Raw genomic sequence first — 18,100 nt, 5'->3', positions numbered from 1 at the left:
TTTCGAACGCCAAAGGAAGCTTACTTATATTATTCACATATCAGGATAAACAATGACGCTCTGGGCCCTAAGCTATGCTGAAAAATCAAAAATTGTAGTGATGACTATAAAGGACCGGATGAAGCAGCCGCTTTCCATGGCTGAGCTCCATATAAAAGACAGTTATAAAGGTCCACGTCCTCATAAAATCAGGGTTCTTACCGGGAAAAAAAATGAGGAATTCATCCCTCCCCAGCAGTTCATAGAGCTTTTGCGCAGTGCAAACAGGATTATGCTTGCAGAAGGAGGGGACCCTGCAAATGAAGAGGCTTTTCTCGAAATGCTTAAGGGCTTTCAACTCAGTGCGGATAGGGTAAAGATCTGCAAACACTGCTGGTTCAACAGGCGTTTTAATTTTGTAAACAGCAAATCCATCAAGTACCACGATGAACTCATCTGTGCCGACTGTGCAAAAGAAGAACTGCTCCGCGCAGTCCGTTCGGCAGGCGCCCAGTACGGGGAAAAATCGGTTGATTTTCTTGAACGGGTCCTCCACAAAACAAGAGACCTTGACAGAACAATCCGGATGCTGAGCCCTGAGAGGCTGGATCCCGAGTTCACGCGTTATGATACTATCCGGACAAATCCTGCTGAAGCCACGGTCAGGGTAAAAAACCTCCCCCTTGCAAAGAAGTTTAAAGAAATGCTGCTCCAGAAATCCGAAACCCTGCTCCCCGTGCAGGCGCTGTCTGTGGAAGCCGGGCTTCTGGAAGGGAAAAACCAGTTTGTGGTTTCCGCAACCGCAACCGGAAAAACTCTGATTGGGGAAATGGCAGGGGTCCAGAACCTGCTGGATAAAAAAGGAAAAATGCTTTATCTGGTTCCCCTTGTCGCCCTTGCAAACCAGAAATATGACCAGTTTACGGAACGCTATTCAAAGCTCGGGCTTACAACTTCCATTAAGATTGGCGCAATTCTCATAAAGACCTCTCAGCGCGTGAAAATGAATACAAGCCCTAATGCGGACATAATTGTGGGAACTTATGAAGGCGTAGACCATATGCTCCGCTCAGGAAATGCCGATTTCCTTGGCAAAATAGGGACTGTCGTTATAGATGAGGTCCATACGCTCGAAGACCTGGAAAGAGGGCACAGGCTGGACGGGCTTATAGGAAGGCTCCGCTATGTGGCACCTGAAGCCCAGTTTATCTATCTCTCTGCAACCGTTGCAAACCCTGAGGCCTATGCAAAGAAACTCGGAGCCCGGCTTGTCCGCTATGAACACAGGCCGGTGCCCATAGACAGGCATCTCCTTTTCTGCCAGGAAAACGAAAAGGCAAAACTGATTTCCCAGCTTGCAAAAGAAGAGTATTCGATGTGCTCTTCAAAAAAGCACAGGGGACAGACAATAGTCTTCACGAATTCAAGGAGAAACTGCCATAAGCTTGCAGGAGCCATTTCTATCCGGGCTTCCCCTTACCATGCAGGGCTTTCGCAGTATGAAAGGAAAAAGGTGGAAACCCTTTTTGCAAAAGGGGAACTTCCGGTAGTTGTGACCACTGCCGCCCTTGCAGCAGGTGTTGACTTTCCGGCGTCCCAGGTTATATTTGAATCTCTTGCAATGGGCATAGACTGGATTTCGGTCCAGGACTTCCTGCAGATGAGCGGAAGGGCAGGTAGACCTGATTACCATGACCGGGGTGTTGTCGTGCTAATGCCCGTTCCAGGGAAGTCTTATTCAAGCTCCCAGTCCGATACCGAAGAAGAGGTTGCAATCAAGTTACTGCAGGGGGAGATGCTTTCTGCAGGTGTCGAGTACGGGGAAGCCGAGCAGCTTGAGGAGGTCCTTGCCTCGGTTGCAGTTACTTCTTCAATCCCGGATTTAAGGAATATCCATTCCCTTATGTTCGGGGGTTTTGACCTGGATAAACTGGTTTCCCGTCTCCAGAGCTACAGGTTCCTTGAGAAAAAGGGAAATAAAGTATCACTTACCCGTTTCGGAAAGATTATTGCAGCCCATTTCCTGCCGGTCTCCAAAGCTTTCCTTATTCGAGATGCCGTGCTTGCGGAAAACAGTCCTCTGAAAATTGTAACCAACCTGGAATTTTTCGATGCTGCTTACTTCAAGTATGCAAACCAGATCGGAAGCTCTCTGCATGTGAACATGCCTTCGAGGGTTTTTCAGGGCGCAGCCCTTGATATTATCTTTGACGGGGAATCTCTCTCCCATCTGGACATAAAAATAAGAGAACTTATGCTGAACTTTGCTTCGGATTTTTTAACCTGCACCTGTAGGGATTCCCCTTACTGCGGGTGCGCAGAGCAGAAGTTTTCGGAGAAGATTATCCGGCTACGTATGGAAGGGCTGGACCCTACTCAAATAATTCAGAAACTTGAGGATAAATACGGCATCTCCGCATACCAGGGCGATGTTTTCGGGTACCTGGATAATGCGGTACGCAACCTCGATGCCGTGGAACTGATTGCAAGGGTTCATTCGAAAAAGGAAGTGGCAGAAGAAGCAAAGAAGCTCAAGAAGAAAGTCCAGGGCTGAACAACTCACAGCGTTATGAAAACCAGTGATTTATAAGTGATGAAGAGGTAAATTATTCCTGTTATACCGGAGAATTGTTTGTAAGAAAGCTGTCAGTATTATGGATAACTGGCAAATACCGGAGCCCGGATCGGGATTCCTGTGAAATCAAAGTATAGAGGTAATTTTATGGCTGAGGATGTTGAATCCAGGGAAAATGTTGAAAGCGCAGCTTCAAAAAAAAGTAAAAAGAGTATTACGATTGAATTTGTAAAGCCTGAAGACTTCCGGCAGATATATGCAATAGGAGCTGCAGGCGGGCACAGCCCTTATGATTTCAGAATTGGTTTCTACAACGACACCCCCAAGATGTTCGGGGATGCCTCAGAGTCCAGGGTTATTGAAAGGCGCGTTGAAGCCGAAGTGATCCTATCTCCGGTTGCAGCTCTTGAACTGAATCGCTGGCTGACCCAGCATATCAATGAGTACGAATCCGTTTTCGGGCCCATTGCGAGAGCAATCCCGCGGCCACTTAGAAAGGAGCCTGCAAAGTCCATTGACGAAAGTACGGATATTCAGGGTTATATCTGAGTAGGGATTCCTATTGAGGTCCGGGACCACAGTTACTGAAAAGTCTGAAGAAGGAACCTCATCAGTCTGGAAGCAGAGTGCCTGTAGAATGTCCTGCTCAGAGAGTCGGAGTTTTAAAGTGTTTAAGGCTGCATAATCTCTGAAAATATGAAATCTTGCCTAAATTTAAGAAGGCATAACAAATATAAATGCAGCGCTTAACCTATTTTAACTTACTTTCTTTGTAATGCGGTTTTAACTCCGTTTTAACTTATCTTAATTCCTTTAAGGTTTGAAAGGCTTATAAGGCTCCCCTTACACTCCCGGACATCGATGGTTATATATCTCTGAAAAGGGTATGTAATTTCAGTTTTCTTAAAAGCCGGTGGAGTGACGATTCGGAATGGTTTTTCAGTTGCTGGCAGGAAGCAGCTGATAAAGGCAGCAGGCTTATTGTAAATGCGTATATTGCCCTGACACAATTTGTTCTGCGCACCGGCTTTGGAATAAATGAAGCAGGAACCCGGGAGTACGGGGAACCGAAAATCCAGAAGAAATCAGCGAGGGTTTAATTTTGTTCCCAAATAAAAAAGTTCAGAAAATCGTTGGATCAAGGATCCAGGTAGAAATGAAAGGCGACCTTAATTTGCTTGAAGGCACTCTGAAAAGTGTGGACGACTATATGAATCTTCATCTTGTTGATACAATGGAGATAGTAAGAGGGGAAAAAGTCCGCTCCCTTGGTTCTGTAGTGCTTCGGGGCAATAATATCATACTGATCACTCCTGTCGAAGACTGAAATGTCTGAAGAAGGAACCTCATTAGTGTGGAAGCAGTCATGGATCTTGAAGAAGAAGCATACAATATAATTCGAAGACATAAAGACGGCGTTTTCCAGAACGTTATCTGGAAAGAGCTGGATATCGACAGCAGGAAATGCTCCAGAATCATAAAAAAGCTTCTGGACAAGGACCTGATTATCCGTGAGGTGGGAGTCTCAAACGGAGCACGGACCTACCTCCTTAAAGCAAAGGAGGAAGTTAAGGAGAAATACGATCTTCTGCTCTCCAGAGATCTGTTCTCGGCCTGTACTGGCTGTACCGGGGACTGCGAGCCCGAGTATTGTGGCAGACTCAGCGAATGGATCGGAAACCTTATGGTAGAAGAAGCTGAGAATTCTGAAGAAACCCCGGATCTCGAAGCTGAAGATGAGGATGAATTTGAAGAAGATGTCTGAAAGTATCTTAAAGAAGAGTTAAAGCAAATTATAGATTTTAAAATCTGAATAATTTGTAAAATCTTAAGAGGCCCGGAAGGTCTAAAATGATCCGGAAAGGTCTCGAACAATACATCCTCATAAACTCTCTATAATAGATAACTATTTATACGAGAAACCCTTATTGAAGAACCCCTTCAATAAGGGTAATAAAGTCCATCAAGTACAGGCAAAATGCTCCGGTAGTGTAGTCCGGCCAATCATTCCGGCCTTTCGAGCCGAAGACTCGGGTTCGAATCCCGGCCGGAGCACCATACTTTTCTTATTGAAACCAGATGAGTTCTATTTTTGTAATTTCCTGTTTTATGGTATCCGGTTTTTGTAGTTTTTGTTTCAAAATGTTAATTATTTCCATAATTTTTTCAATGTATTTGTTTTCACAGATAGGTCCTACGGTTCTTTTCTGTTTTATCTTGATTTTCTGGATTTATTAATCGAGGTTTTAAGGCACAATCCGATACCTAAGCCATACCAGCACACAGCCTTTTCCAGACTTTCACATTGAAGTTTGGGGATTTAATTTATTTGCCTGCATGGACAGTTTTAAAATAAGTATGCAGAATGATTGTGCCAGAGTTTGCAGATCGAAGGTAAACTTCAATATAATATCTTTGTAATAATATATCTCAATATAGGTATTAAAATTTTATGAAGTTGTATTTTATGTTATATTTTATTTCTCTGAGTTTTGAATCCTTGGGAGAATATTAAAACAATGATTGGAACATAATAAGTCTAAGCAGCCTTTTTTAAACTATTCGTATCAAAAAACCTGGTTGATCTCTATTCGAAATAATAGAACCTCATTAGATGTATAAAATAGATTTAACCTGGTATAAGTGGTTAATACATATTTTTGGCAATTTTAAGGGTTTTTAAAGTTTTTTAAATCTTTTAAAGCTTATTTTCTTTAATTCAAGTAAAAAACTTATGTGTTATATTATTACGAATTTTCTTGTAGTTACTGAGCTAAAATAAGGAAAATTGTTTCTTTTAAACTTATATTATATATAGTATATTATAAAGTAAAATAAAAATTAATTGTACTGTGAGTGCAACTAAAAAATGGGGGATACACTTGAAGAATAAACTTTTAACATTGGGAACTATCGCAGTACTTTTATGCACTGTATTCATGGTATCGACTGCCTCGGCATCGCCAAAAGGAATCGACCTTGAAGGGTGTCATTACAATCTGAATATCATCGGGAAGAAAGTCGACTGGAATGGCGGAGGAAGTTACGACAATCCTGACAGGCACACAATTTTCGTACCCGAAGATACTGCCGGTTTTTCCATCCCTGTTTATGATGAAGGGGTATATACAGAAGTGCCGGGTGTCCAGATACGGATGAGCCAGGGTGAAGAATTTGCCGTTCTTGATGGAAATGCATTTGATGATGGAGTTGCTTCATTCCAGCTTGCCCCGGGGAAGTACAAGGTCTATATCACCGCCAAAGGTAAACCCGGTGGGTCCACGGACGTTACTGGCTGGGTCAAGTGCAATGAAACCTATTACTTTGATATCGGGAGCTTGACGGTTAGCAAGAAGCCTGTTTGGGATGATGCCACAGACCTCTTCTATGTGAACGCAAATGAAGAACCGGGTGCTATCGACCTTGTCTCTGGAGAGCCTATGTGGGTATTCGATTATCTTGAGGCACTGTACAATTACGACGCAATCTTATATCCGGACCCGCTTTACTTATGGCAGTATGACAACAACGGCAACAAGCTGGTCCAGGTTCGCTTCTATCCTGTGTAATAAACTTCCTTACCTTCAATTTTTTTACTTTTCTTCTTTTTAAATCTTACATTCTGTTCAGAACTAACTAAAGTCACCATTTTTCGTATTCTTCAAGTAAAAACTCTTAAAAACTCTTATCATTTATAGAGTGTACAGGAATAAAACCATCTTTTTTTATTTTAGTAGTTGGTGTACAGGTAAGTTTCCTAAGAAATTTAAAAAAACATTTTTTCATGAAGGGACAGATTTATATATTACAAGGTATATTGTTGGTCTCGCTGTGAGATGCGATGTGCTCCGGTAGTGTAGTCCGGCCAATCATTCCGGCCTTTCGAGCCGAAGACTCGGGTTCGAATCCCGGCCGGAGCACCAAATCCCAGATCTCTTTTTTAAGACTTTCATCAGGATTTTTTGATCCCCTTTCCAATATGTTTTTTGTAATGTGAAAAATATTTTTTGATATTTTCATTGTAATAACTCTTAAAAATTATTTAGTCTATGCTCTGCCTGTTTCTCCATATGGAAGGCTGCGAAGTTGAAACTATTTCTTAAAAACCGTTTTCTACGCGCCTTTATTTTGTCAATAAACTCCCGCTCAGTTAACTTCTTCTAAGGATACGCCTGTGGAATTCCTTTATTTCCTGAATTCTTTCCAGGTTCTGTTCTTCATCAGGGATTCCTGCGGTACTCAGGGCTTCCAGTGCCAGTTTCCCTGCAGCAACCGCAGTTTCCATCTCATATTCCAGTGCAAGGATCCGGAGGGTTTCCAGAGCCCATACTGTCTGGACAAGCGCATTTTTAGAACCCTGCCGGAAAAGCTCCTTTCCCAGCTTTTCAAGGGCCTCGATCACAACCTTTACCTGAGGTTCATTTCTTTTCCTTGCAGCAGCAGTACCCAGTTCCTCAAGGAGGATTGCAGCCCCGACCGAACTGTTCTCCATTTCCTGCCCGTCTGAAGAAGCCCCTATTTCCGCAAGGTAGTTTACGGCGGAAGCCCAGGTCTCGGGGAGGTTTTCATCCATTGCCTTCCCGGCTAACTGCATCAGATAAGTCTCGGAAAGACTTGCCAGAACCTCCATTTTTGCCTTTGAGGACTTTTTCCCCAGGTTTCCCAGGGCTTCGGCTGCATTTCTTGCCGCAGCATCCATACCTTTTCCTGCAAATTCCAGGGCAAGCCCTCCAAGCCCGGAAAGTGCTTTTAAGGCAAGAGACTCTCTTCCCCGGTCGACAGCCTCAACTGCCACCTCTCCAAGAGAGCGGATTGAGGCTATGGATGCGATCTCCATTCCTTTTTCGGCAGTTACCTTGCCTATGTCCCCCATAGCAATTATCAGAGCTTTTGCGTCGATCTCATTTTCTGCAGTAAGATCCATATGTATCAACTGCACTGCAAAATCCCTCAGGCTACTGAATGCATCTGCCACCCCTTTGGCATCTCCGTCGTAGGCTTTTCTTAATCCCTCTTCAATCATCCTGACTTCAGCCAGTTCACGTTCATCTACCGAAGACACACAATAACCCCAAAAAGTCCTAGTCCAGAATAGTCCTTGTTAATCTGATCTCGTTTAATTTTACGTCCTTTCCCATGATCAGTTTTCCTATCAGAACTATTTTTTCCTGTGAAAAACTCTTCAAGGCTGTAAAAAATTTCTAAGGGGTATATCGAAACCCTGAGCATTTTAGGGTCGGATAATGGAAGCCCCGGGGAAATAAGCGCAAAAGTAGTTAATAAAGCGTAAAGTACATATACTAATGTACATAATTATGCTTTGTTGTACTACAATGTATAATTGGTTTGTTATGTCTAATCAATTTGCTATGTTCAATTGGTCGTTGTGTTGAACTGATTTGTGGTATTTATGAACTCAGGAAAGTTCTCCTGAAACATGATTCGGGAAGATGATTTTTATGAAATCTCAGGATATTGCTATTGTTGGAATTTTACTCGCAGTAGGTGCGATTGTTCGTTACTTATCCCTGGTAATTCCGGGACCTATCGTCTCAAATCTCGTTATAGCCTTTTACTGTCTTGCCATTATCCTCGTCGTACCAACATTTACCGAGGTAATAGGGATAGGGGTCGTAGCAGGAATAATATGTGCTCTCCTAAGTCACTCTATTTTCCCGCCGGCAAACCTTATCAGTGAACCTGTCGGGGCAGTGGTTTGCCTGGTTACATACAAATCCCTTATGAACAGGCTGTCACTTTCCCCCGCTATTGCAACTCTGATCGGGACTCTTGCCAGCGGGATAACTTTTGTGCTTGTTGCAATGCTTCTGGTTGCTTCCTCCATCCTGACCAAGTATGCGAACATGGGAGCTTTTGTAGTAGCTATCATCCCGATTGTGGGGTTAACTGCAATTGCCAACTCTAGCATTGCCCAGATTCTTTACGTACCTGCTTCAAAGGTACTTGCCCGGGGGAAAGCATAAAACATGATTGAACTCAGGAATTTCTCGTATACCTACGGAACAGCAGCAAGCCCTGCGTTAAAAAATATAAATCTGGAAATCCGGAAAGGAGAACTGCTCCTTGTTACGGGGCACAGTGCAGCCGGAAAAACCACTCTTGCCCTTGCAATGGCAGGCATTCTCCACCACGAAATCGGGGGCAAAACTGAAGGGAGCATAAGCTTCCAAAACAGGGATATAAAGGAATTTGACGGCATAAAGGAACTGAGCCGGCATATCGGGGTGGTTTTTGACGATGCGGAGTCCCAGCTGATCTTTACAACCGTTGAAGAAGAAATCCTTTCAGGACTCGAAAACCGCGGCCATCCTGAAAACGAGGTTGTACGGAGGTTAAAAGAGGCCATGGATTTCTGTGAAATCAGCCATCTGAAAAACCGGGCTCCCCACATGCTTTCCGGAGGCCAGAAGCAAAAAGTTGCCCTTGCAGCAACCCTTGCCCTGGATACGGAAGTCCTGATCCTTGACGAAGCTACTGCCGAACTTGACTCCCAGGCAGTCCGAAAGGTATTTTCTGTCCTGAAGAGGTTGAAAGAAGCCGGAAAAACGATTATAATCGTAGACCACAATATCGAGGACTTCCTTGAAATTGGAGACAGGGTCGTACTTCTCGAGAAAGGGGCGATGAAGGCTATAAAAAGCCCCTCGGATTTTACCGCAAGTTCTTCGGATCTAACTTCTCCAAATCTTACTTCTACTTCAGTTCCCACAACTTCTCCAAATCTTACCTCTACTTCAGCCCTTCCAGCAAACCTTCCTCTTTCAAGAACAGGCGGGCAGCCGATTATTTCCGTAAAGAAGCTCACTCAGCGCTATGGAGAAGTCCTGGCGCTTGATAGCATTGACCTTGAGCTTCACCCCGGGGAGCTCGTCGCCATCCTGGGAGAAAATGGCTCTGGTAAGACTACACTTGTGAAACACTTCAATGGCCTCCTACACCCTTACTCCGGAAATGTGATCGTAAAGGGGCTCGAGACCTCCACAGTCCCCATAAATGAGCTTGTGAAGCATACCGGGCTGGTCTTCCAGAACCCGGACAACATGCTCTTTGAAGATACCGTTGAAGCCGAAATCAATTTCGGGCTGAATAATATCGGAATAAAAGGGCCTGAAGCAGCAGGAGAAATCCTCCGTTCCCTGGAGCTCGTAAACCTGAGTGATAAGCAAAAAGTCTTTCCCCGCCATCTCAGCCGCGGAGAAAGGCAGAGGCTGGCTGTTGCTTGCGTGATCGCAATGAAGCCTGAGCTGATAGTGCTTGATGAGCCCACCACAGGCCTGGACGCCGAAGAATCCGACCGGATGATGCAGCTCATGCGAAAGCTCCAGCAGGAAGGCCACACTATAGTCATGGTGACTCATAACCTGCAGATCGTAAGGGACCATGTAGAAAGAGTCATCCGTATGGAGTCAGGAAAAATTGTGGAAGATTCGGTTAACAGGAAATTTTCCGACAAAGGATCTGTCGATGAAGAAAATGTCTACGGAGAACGTGCCAGTAAAGAATGTGTTAGAGGAGGCACATGCACATGAAAGAGATTATGCAGTACATAAACAGGGACAGCTTTTTACACCGCATGAACCCGCTTTCGAAGATCGCTGCAGTAACGGGCATAATAGCCCTGAGCGTGTTAACAACAAACCCTGTGGTCCTGGCCTTTATGGTGTTCGGAATTTTTCTGGCTTCCTTGGGAGCCGGGCTTCAGCAGGAACTCCTTAAGCAGGTAAAGCTCCTGGTTTTCCTGAGTATCAGCCTTATCCTGCTCACCATCTTTACCCTGAAAAGCGGGGAAACCGTAGGCTACCTTATCCCTGCCGGCACCCTTACGGCCGGAGGGCTTGTCCCGGTCACAACCGGAGCTCTTGACTTTGGTATCGTTCTTTCCCTTCGTTTCTTTGCAATGCTTTTTGCCTTCCAGCTCCTTGTGGTCACTACAAAGCCAAGCGACCTCATGAAAGCCCTCCTGGCAATCCACGTCCCTGTGGACTACGTGCTCATGTTCGTAATCGCCCTCCGCTTTATCCCGAGCCTCCAGGTGGAAGGCCAGCGTATCCACGAAGCTCAGCTGGCAAGGGGCTACAACCCTGGGACCGGCCTCCGCGGAAAAATAATGAGTGTAAAACCGATCCTTGTACCCCTGGTCGCCAACTCCCTCGGGAGGACCCAGGTGCTCGGCCTGACTATGGATATGCGAGGTTACAGGAGCCGCCAGAGCGTTGAGAAAAACAAGCTTACCTGGAACAAGACTGATGTGGCAGCTGTAGGTTGTGTGGCTGTTATGGGACTGGGAGTGGTGTTGGGTGGGTTGATGTAAACTCTCCCAAGCTTCTTCCTGTGAGCATCTAGAACTATAATAACTCTGCAAAATATGAACGAAATTGCAAAAAAGAAGAATTCACAACTTTAGGTCGTTCATCTTTACATGGTTGATATTTTTGAGAAAAACAACCTGGACTCAAACTCCTGGGTTCTGACCCATACAACCACGTTTGCTATGTTATGTCGTTCCTGTCCCGCCCGAGCTTCGCTTCGGGAACGCAGGAAATCGGAGATTTTCTTGTAGTTGCACTGCAAGTGCAATAGCATGCGGTCTGTTTCGGCAGAGTTGCGGCTCTGCAGTGCGCTGTCCTTCCCGAATTGCGCCTCGGGAGTACGCGGTCTGTTTCGCTTCGCTCAAGCAGACTAATTTGCAGGTTAAAATCGGAAAAAGTACAAGCAACATCCGAAAAAAGATTTTTTTTCTGCTTTTTTCGGGGCCGCCAGGCAAGTTGGCTGAGGCGTTTATATTTACCTGCGAGTTTTAATTAGGCCTACCGGATCAAGATATAAAATTCGCTTGTTCATTTTTTTGCGTTGCAGAAGAGAAAAGTTCAGCCCTGAAAAGAGTAGAATCAAAAAACAAAAGATCTTAGTTTCAGATATAGGAATAATATCAACTGATTGATACAGGACCACCCAACTTTAAAAAACCCAAAAAAAGAGAAAAACAGGAAGTGAGTCTTAATTTCGCTTCCTTGAAATCGCATAGCCAGCCAGAATTACTGCAGCAAGTATGCTGATTACCAGCAATCCTTTTTTCATGCTTCCCGAATTATTCTCCCCGGCTTCCGGATCGGCGACACCAGATTCTTCTTCACCTGATGTTTCGGAAACTGCCTTTGGGTCCTTATCCTCTATGGAACTCTTCAGGGACAGGGATGTACCTTCCTGGTCTTCTTCCGGATAAAGGGCCATTATTGAGAAAGAAGCGAACCCTGGTGTGTCTGCCTCATAATAGACGTAGTCGTCGTCTTCATCGGTCTGGCTGGTAGAAAGTTCAACCCAGCTTCCGTCTTCAAACTTCCAGAGCTTTACAGAAGACGAATCCACTCCGTTTGAATTAATCCAGGTTTTTTCGACTTTGAAACCGACAACTGCGTTTTCAATGTTCTCCGGACTTGCAGTCCCTTCGTTTCCGACCCAGATATTCGTGTTTTCGTAAACTTTCCCTGAGGGCAGTTCCGTCACAAGGGTGGATTTTCCTTTAAGCGTTTCGACAATGGTTGTGGTCTTCCCGATGGTCTTTTTCGGATCGAATTCAATGTAAGCGATTGGGGTTACATTTTTCGCGAATACGAATTTAGCATGGTTACCATTACTGACAAACTGCTGGGAGAGTTCTTTTACCTCAACATTGCTGGCAAGTTCGGGAGAGCCGCCGGCTCCTCCACCGGAACCGGATGAAGAACTGGACGAAGACGGACTCGAAGAGGATGGAGTGGAGGATGGAGAAGACGAAGAAGGGGATGACGAGGTCGTGTAGCTTATCACTTCAAGTATCCCTGTTTTTTCGTTATTCTCCTCGGTAAACTCAACAAATTGGCCCTCTGAATCCACAACTACCTTCAAGTCCATGCTTCCAGAACTGGTCGGGACCCAGTTGAATGTAAAGGAAGTTGCTGAACCGGCTTCAAGTCCGGAAACCGTGGAAAAAGAGATTTCATCTCCATTCAGATAGCATTTTACACTGCAATTTCCGGATGATGCAAGCCCCACATTCTTCAGTGTAACTTTGAATGTTACGTTTTCGTTTTCATAGGGATTTTCCGGTTCCCAGGAGATATCCTCAATTATCAAATCGGGAGGGCCGGATACTACAAGCGAATTTTTGTAAACGTACCAGCCCTGCTGGTCCACATCGCTCGAATCACTCAAAATTCCGGGATACCACACATAATCCCCTGTTGCGTCATTCTTCAATGCTGCCCTGACCAGGTATACAACCTCCTCAGAGCCTTCATTAGGCTTGACCTTCAGGTTGAGAGTTTCGTTTTCCCCTGTTTCCCAGCCGTACTTTACCAGGTCGACAAAAAGGTATTCCGATGAATCAATTTTTGTCCCGTCTTTGGTCTCAATCGAACTTCCGCTTGGATAGATTTCTACGCTGTCTCCGCCTCCTTCCATACTCAAGATTTCCTCATTATTCGGAAGCGCGACAATAATATGACCTTCACTTGATTCATCTCCTTCGTTTTTTGTTGTTACGGAGATCATAGCGTATTCATTATTGTAAATTTTTCCTTCCATGTAGATAGATGCACCTATGATTTCGGAAACCAGAAGATCTGCAGCATCTGTCCCGGAAGGGTCTATGTTTACGTCGGCAGGTGCGGCATCTGAATTTGCTTCGGATGCTGCGGCATTAAATGGCGTCAACAATAAGAAAAACACCAGCAAGAAACACAATGTTGTTATATTTGTTCTCATAACTTCTTCCCCCCAAATACATAACCAAAAGATCCAGTATTAAGAAGATTCTCAATGTTTCATTAGTAAATAATATTCAAACAACCATATAATTTAATGGAAATGTAATTTCTAATAAAAATTATGAAACTAAAGTTATCCTACTAAAAAAATTATAAAAATAATTTTAAAAAAAAGAAGAACTGCTAATGAAAACCACTGCTATCTAAAATAGCTGGTAATTAGAATAGCTGGTAATTAGAATAGCTGGTAATTAGAATAACTGGTAATTAGAATAACTGGTAATTTATATTTCTCTTTATTCATCTCTCCTTTTTACAGCTTTTCCGGTCTCACAAAAGTACAGGTTTTGAAGCCTGTATTTGCTATAGATGGGGCATGTCGGGCAATTGCAGCTTTTTTTTGAGATCTTTTCAGGAGAACACCCCCGCGCGCAGAAAAGAAATGGTTCAGGTGGAAATGGCAGGCTCGGGCATGTGCCGCAGTGTTCCATACAGATACGGAGGTTTTCAGGAGTGTCAGCTACCTCCTGCCGTATTTCCCCGGTCTCGCTGATTTGAGAAGCCTCCGGAGGCTTTGATTTAAGCTGTATCTTCTGTTTATGTGATGTTTCCTGTTGTTTGTGTGTTCTGTTTTGAGCAGTTTCCTGAAAACAGAATGCTTTTCCACATTTATTACCTGAGACCATAATATTCCCCATAGAAAAATTAGATTGATAATAAATAAAACCGCTGGCAAAATTCGATGTCAGCGTTAGAAGTCAAAACTTGGAATAAGAATTCAATATCACTGAGTATACCAGAATTCGATAGGTGAACCGGAGATCAGGATAAACGTTTATTGATAATTTAAAATACGAGCTTGAAAGCTATTGAAACAGAATAAAAATAATCGAAAATGATCGAAAAATAAGCATTAGGTGAAGTTTACATAATGCGAAGTTTATATACTAATTTAGTATGAAATCTCTCTAACTGGTCAAGATATCAAAGAACTTATATATCATAGAATAGTAAAGTAAAAATAGAAAGATTTAGCAGGGGTCAGACTAAAATTAGGGGAAATCCTATAACTGAAAACTCTATTAATAATGGGTTTTCTATTCCATATGATCTGTCATTTGTTTAAAAAAGTGGCTGAAATATCAGTGGTAGTGATTGATTGAGAGCCCTTTATTATGGTCCTTTGGGCTCTCAATCGGATGAAACCCCCTTTAAAGAATACTCCCACATATTCTTTACACAATTGTAAGAGAAGGTAATAAAGATTTGCTGGTGATTCTGGTGATTGACTGAGAACCCTTTATTGTGATCCCTTGGGTTCTCAATCGGATGAAACCCCTGTAATGAATACTCCCCAAGTATTCTATTTACAAACATGCACCAAAGTGCTTCTCTTACAATTACAGTCTTTTCAATGCTTAAATTCTATATATAATAAATTCCGTCAAATATTCAATGGTTTATTAATTTTGGTTGCTTAGTCATATTTGACCGAAGCATTATTTTATCAACTACTGAAAATTATAGTTAACTTCCAAAATAGAGATAACTTCTAATTTTTTAATTGCATTGAAATTTTCAATCCAAGCAAAAATAAAGGCTGGTTAAATTTCAATTCCAATAATATTATCCAGGTTGAGATTTAAATATCCAGCGATTGGCCTGAGAAATGAAGCTCACCAGCCAGAATTTTTCGTAAGTTATGGAGCTGCAGGAAAAATTATGTCCAGGCAGCTGCTGGACAAAATAACTCTCATTAAAACTAAAACTAAAATTAAAACTAAAATTAAACTAAAATTAAAACTAAAATTAAACTAAAACTAAAATTAAAACTAAAACCAAAAATCAAGAAACCATCGACCTGAAGGTCGATAGTATTGAATTAACCTTCACTTTCCTCTCTATTCTCAAGAAGCTGCACAGCCAGTTCCCTTAGCTTGTATTTCTGGATCTTGCCACTTGCGGTCAGAGGATACTCTTTTACTATGAAGACATGCTTCGGAACCTTATAGCGGGCGATTTTGTTCAGAGCATAGTCCCTGATATCGGCTTCTGTTAGATCTGCACCTTTTTCGAGGATAACAAAGGCTCCTACGATTTCCCCGTACTTCTTATCGGGTATGCCGACGACCTGGGCATCTCTGATTCCGGGCATGGCGTGCAGGAACTCCTCAATTTCCCTGGGATAGATATTTTCCCCGCCCCGGATGATCATGTCCTTTATACGGCCTGTAATCCTGTAGTAACCGAGGTCGTCACAGGTCCCAAGGTCCCCGCTGTGCAACCAGCCGCCTTCGTCGATAACTTTTTTCGTTTCTTCCGGCATATTGTAGTAACCCCTCATGATATTGTATCCACGGCAGCAGATTTCTCCAACAGTATCCGGAGGTACCGGCTCATTTGTGGCCGGGTCAACCACCCGGACTTCAACGCCGGGGAAACATTTGCCTACGGTCTCGACCCTGAGTTCTACGGGGTCATCGACCGTAGTCTGGGTCATGCCTGGAGAGGCTTCCGTAAGCCCGTAGACGCTGGTTATCTGATGGCAGTGCATATCTTTTACGACCTTTTTCATGGCTTCCACAGGGCAGGTAGAACCGGCCATGATCCCTGTCCTCAGGGAAGAGAGGTCGAACATATCAAACATGGGATGGGTGTACTCGGCAATGAACATTGTAGGAACGCCGTAAAGGGCGGTACACTTCTCTTTCTGGACTGCGGCAAGCACCAGGAGCGGGTCAAAAACCTCAAGCATAACAAGCGTTGCCCTGTGGGTCAGGACAGCCATAACTCCGAGCACGATTCCAAAGCAGTGGAAAAGAGGCACAGGCAGACAGAGCCGGTCTTCATGGGTGAACTTCTGGCGGTCGCCGATGGAAAGCCCGTTGTTCAGGATATTTTTACTTGTCAACATAACTCCTTTCGGGAAACCTGTAGTCCCTGAGGTATACTGCATGTTGATTACATCATCCCCGTTAACACTTGCCAGAATTTCTTTAAGCTCGTCATCCGGATAATGACTTCCAAGGAGCATCAGCTCGCTGGTGTTGTACATTCCCCTGTGCTTTTCCTGCCCAACATAGATTACGCTCTTCAGGAATGGGAATTTTTTACTTTTCAGGCGCCCTCTTTCCGAACTTTTTAGCTCAGGGACAAGTTCGTTGATAATTTCGAGGTAATCCACTTCCCTGAAACTATCGATAAGAGCGAGGGCTTTCATGTCTGACTGCTTGAGCACATACTCAACTTCATGGCTCCTGTAGGCAGTGTTTACCGTTACGAGCACCGCTCCTATCTTTGAGGTTGCAAACATGAAGGTAAGCCAGTCAGGTACGTTCTTTGCCCAGATCCCTACATGGTCTCCCTTTTTTATCCCGATTGCAAGCAGCCCTTTTGCAAGGTTGTTGACCCTTTCGTTGAACTGTCCGTAGGTAAAGCGAAGATTACGGTCTGGATAAATGATAAATTCATGGTCGGGGTCGATAGCTACCTGTTTTTCAAAGTATTCTCCTAGAGAATCTTCTATAAGATGCATGATCTCAGCCTCTTCTTCTGGACTACTTTCAGAAACTGCCAGCTTATGGATGGGGTTTTTATCCAGGCCAGTCAAGGGCGTTCCTGAAGTGTATTCAAATCGAGCAGGGAGAGTCCGTATCAGTTTCTGCGTCCACTGGAGAGGATTCCATTGAAGGGAACATGTGCCTTTTCAGGATCTCGCGGATAGAGTCCGGAAGGGGGATCGCTTTCTGGAGTTTGAAGTCATAATAGACAAGTACTGCCTGGCCCCTGACCTTGAGTTCCCCTTCCTGCCAGGCCTCGTGCCCGACTGTAAAGGAACTGTTTCCGATCTTTGCAACGAAGGTCCTGATCTCAACATCGGATCTGAAATACATCTGGCTCAGAAAATCAAATTCGGTTCTGACAAGGATCAGGTGCCACACATCAGGGCTGAGGTCAAGGTCCGGGGAGAAAAGCCTGAAAATAGCATTTCTTCCTGTTTCGAACCAGACCGGAAGGACTGTGTTATTTACATGCCCAAGACCATCGATATCTCCAAAGCGCGGACTAACATTTATACTGAACATTTTGGATTCCCTAACTCTTAGTATCTGTACTTAATTATCAAATTTTAATCTAAACTTGCATTTAATCACATTTTTACTCTCTCACCCGGCCCGCCGGGGCTCTCAGAGAGGTGCATAGACTACAGCCATTATTCGCGCGTCCTCTTTTCCTGCTGCATGGACGTCATGGGGGACGATGGAATCGTAATAGATGCTGTCTCCGACACTCAGCCTGTGAACGTCCTTGCCGTAGAAAATCTCGATTTCTCCGGAAAGGACATAAATGAACTCCTCCCCTTCGTGAGAAGAGAGTTTGTGGCTTTCCTCGGGGGAAGGGTGAATATCGATGATGAAAGGCTCCATGTGACGGTCTGCTTTATCCGAGGCAAGGGAATAAAACTCAAGAGCGCTCTTCTTTGGCTGCTCAGTCTTCCCGGAAAAACGAACTACGTTTTCTGACAGTCCTGCCCTTACCACTACAGGCCCTTTCTGGGGCGCATCGTCCAGAAAAGTACCAAGGCGGACACCTAAAGCCCGGGCAATTTTTAAAAGAGGGGTCAAGGACGGAACAAGGGCTCCGTTTTCTAACTGCTGGATTAACTCCACGCTGCTCTGACTGGCTTCAGCCAGTTCTTCAACAGTCATATCCTGGGCTTCTCTAAGATGACGTATCTTACTGCCGACACGGTTCTCTTCTGACATTATTCTGTTTCCTC

14 protein-coding genes and 2 tRNA genes are annotated in these 18,100 nt (G+C 44.1%); 10 read left to right on the top strand and 6 right to left on the bottom strand.

Annotated features, from left to right (window positions below):
• The first annotated feature begins 52 nt into the window (after positions 1–52).
• The 7 genes from ACSAZL_RS13720 (at position 53) to ACSAZL_RS13690 (ending at position 6,477) form a co-directional block, all read left to right on the top strand.
• Positions 53–2,533, top strand: a complete 2,481-nt coding sequence (locus tag ACSAZL_RS13720) for a DUF5814 domain-containing protein (protein ID WP_440945199.1) — start codon at positions 53–55, stop codon at positions 2,531–2,533.
• Between the two features lie 168 nt (positions 2,534–2,701).
• Positions 2,702–3,103 carry a DUF3467 domain-containing protein gene (locus tag ACSAZL_RS13715; RefSeq protein WP_440945198.1) on the top strand — a complete coding sequence of 134 codons (402 nt, stop codon included), beginning with the start codon at positions 2,702–2,704 and terminating at the stop codon, positions 3,101–3,103.
• Between the two features lie 553 nt (positions 3,104–3,656).
• Positions 3,657–3,881 carry an LSM domain-containing protein gene (locus ACSAZL_RS13710; protein WP_048134347.1) on the top strand — a complete coding sequence of 75 codons (225 nt, stop codon included), beginning with the start codon at positions 3,657–3,659 and terminating at the stop codon, positions 3,879–3,881.
• Between the two features lie 27 nt (positions 3,882–3,908).
• Positions 3,909–4,319 carry a helix-turn-helix transcriptional regulator gene (locus ACSAZL_RS13705; protein ID WP_440945197.1) on the top strand — a complete coding sequence of 137 codons (411 nt, stop codon included), beginning with the start codon at positions 3,909–3,911 and terminating at the stop codon, positions 4,317–4,319.
• Positions 4,320–4,534: 215 nt separating this feature from the next.
• Positions 4,535–4,612 (top strand) — tRNA-Glu (locus ACSAZL_RS13700).
• 824 nt (positions 4,613–5,436) lie between these two features.
• The gene (locus tag ACSAZL_RS13695; protein ID WP_440945196.1) at positions 5,437–6,123 is read left to right on the top strand and encodes a hypothetical protein; all 687 of its coding nucleotides are present in this window, start codon (positions 5,437–5,439) and stop codon (positions 6,121–6,123) included.
• A gap of 276 nt (positions 6,124–6,399) precedes the next feature.
• Positions 6,400–6,477, top strand: a tRNA-Glu gene (locus tag ACSAZL_RS13690).
• Positions 6,478–6,704: 227 nt separating this feature from the next.
• Here the strand turns inward: ACSAZL_RS13690 and ACSAZL_RS13685 are convergent.
• Complete coding sequence (locus ACSAZL_RS13685; RefSeq protein ID WP_440945195.1) at positions 6,705–7,616, bottom strand: hypothetical protein; 912 nt, start codon at positions 7,614–7,616, stop codon at positions 6,705–6,707.
• A 397-nt stretch (positions 7,617–8,013) separates the two neighbouring features.
• Between ACSAZL_RS13685 and ACSAZL_RS13680 the strand changes: the two genes are divergently transcribed.
• The 3 genes from ACSAZL_RS13680 to ACSAZL_RS13670 are packed head-to-tail and all read left to right on the top strand — an operon-like array spanning position 8,014 to position 10,886.
• Positions 8,014–8,538, top strand: a complete 525-nt coding sequence (locus ACSAZL_RS13680; protein WP_440945194.1) for a tryptophan transporter — start codon at positions 8,014–8,016, stop codon at positions 8,536–8,538.
• A 3-nt stretch (positions 8,539–8,541) separates the two neighbouring features.
• A complete protein-coding gene (locus ACSAZL_RS13675) occupies positions 8,542–10,104 on the top strand; it encodes an ABC transporter ATP-binding protein (protein ID WP_440945193.1) in 1,563 nt (520 codons plus the stop codon).
• On the top strand, positions 10,101–10,886 hold the full coding sequence (locus ACSAZL_RS13670) for an energy-coupling factor transporter transmembrane component T family protein (RefSeq protein WP_440945192.1): 786 nt from the start codon (positions 10,101–10,103) through the stop codon (positions 10,884–10,886). The genes ACSAZL_RS13675 and ACSAZL_RS13670 overlap by 4 nt, the downstream gene beginning before the upstream one ends.
• A gap of 686 nt (positions 10,887–11,572) precedes the next feature.
• On the opposite strand, the gene ACSAZL_RS13665 is transcribed toward ACSAZL_RS13670, so the two are convergent.
• The 5 genes from ACSAZL_RS13665 to ACSAZL_RS13645 all read right to left on the bottom strand — a co-directional run bounded on the left by ACSAZL_RS13665 (position 11,573) and on the right by ACSAZL_RS13645 (position 18,086).
• On the bottom strand, positions 11,573–13,318 hold the full coding sequence (locus ACSAZL_RS13665; RefSeq protein ID WP_440945191.1) for a PGF-pre-PGF domain-containing protein: 1,746 nt from the start codon (positions 13,316–13,318) through the stop codon (positions 11,573–11,575).
• Positions 13,319–13,616: 298 nt separating this feature from the next.
• A complete protein-coding gene (locus tag ACSAZL_RS13660; protein ID WP_440945190.1) occupies positions 13,617–14,006 on the bottom strand; it encodes a DUF2769 domain-containing protein in 390 nt (129 codons plus the stop codon).
• 1,196 nt (positions 14,007–15,202) lie between these two features.
• Positions 15,203–16,855, bottom strand: coding sequence for an AMP-binding protein (locus ACSAZL_RS13655; RefSeq protein WP_440948853.1), 1,653 nt, complete (start codon positions 16,853–16,855; stop codon positions 15,203–15,205).
• 94 nt (positions 16,856–16,949) lie between these two features.
• Entirely contained in the window at positions 16,950–17,405 is a 456-nt protein-coding gene (locus tag ACSAZL_RS13650; protein WP_440945189.1) for an acyl-CoA thioesterase, read from the bottom strand.
• Between the two features lie 102 nt (positions 17,406–17,507).
• Complete coding sequence (locus ACSAZL_RS13645) at positions 17,508–18,086, bottom strand: helix-turn-helix domain-containing protein (RefSeq protein WP_440945188.1); 579 nt, start codon at positions 18,084–18,086, stop codon at positions 17,508–17,510.
• Positions 18,087–18,100: the final 14 nt, after the last annotated feature.

The sequence above is a fragment of the Methanosarcina mangrovi genome (genome assembly GCF_052057765.1).
Classification (GTDB): domain Archaea; phylum Halobacteriota; class Methanosarcinia; order Methanosarcinales; family Methanosarcinaceae; genus Methanosarcina.
The sequence above is the reverse complement of the archived record's forward strand: the minus strand, read 5'-3'. Positions and strand labels throughout refer to the sequence as shown.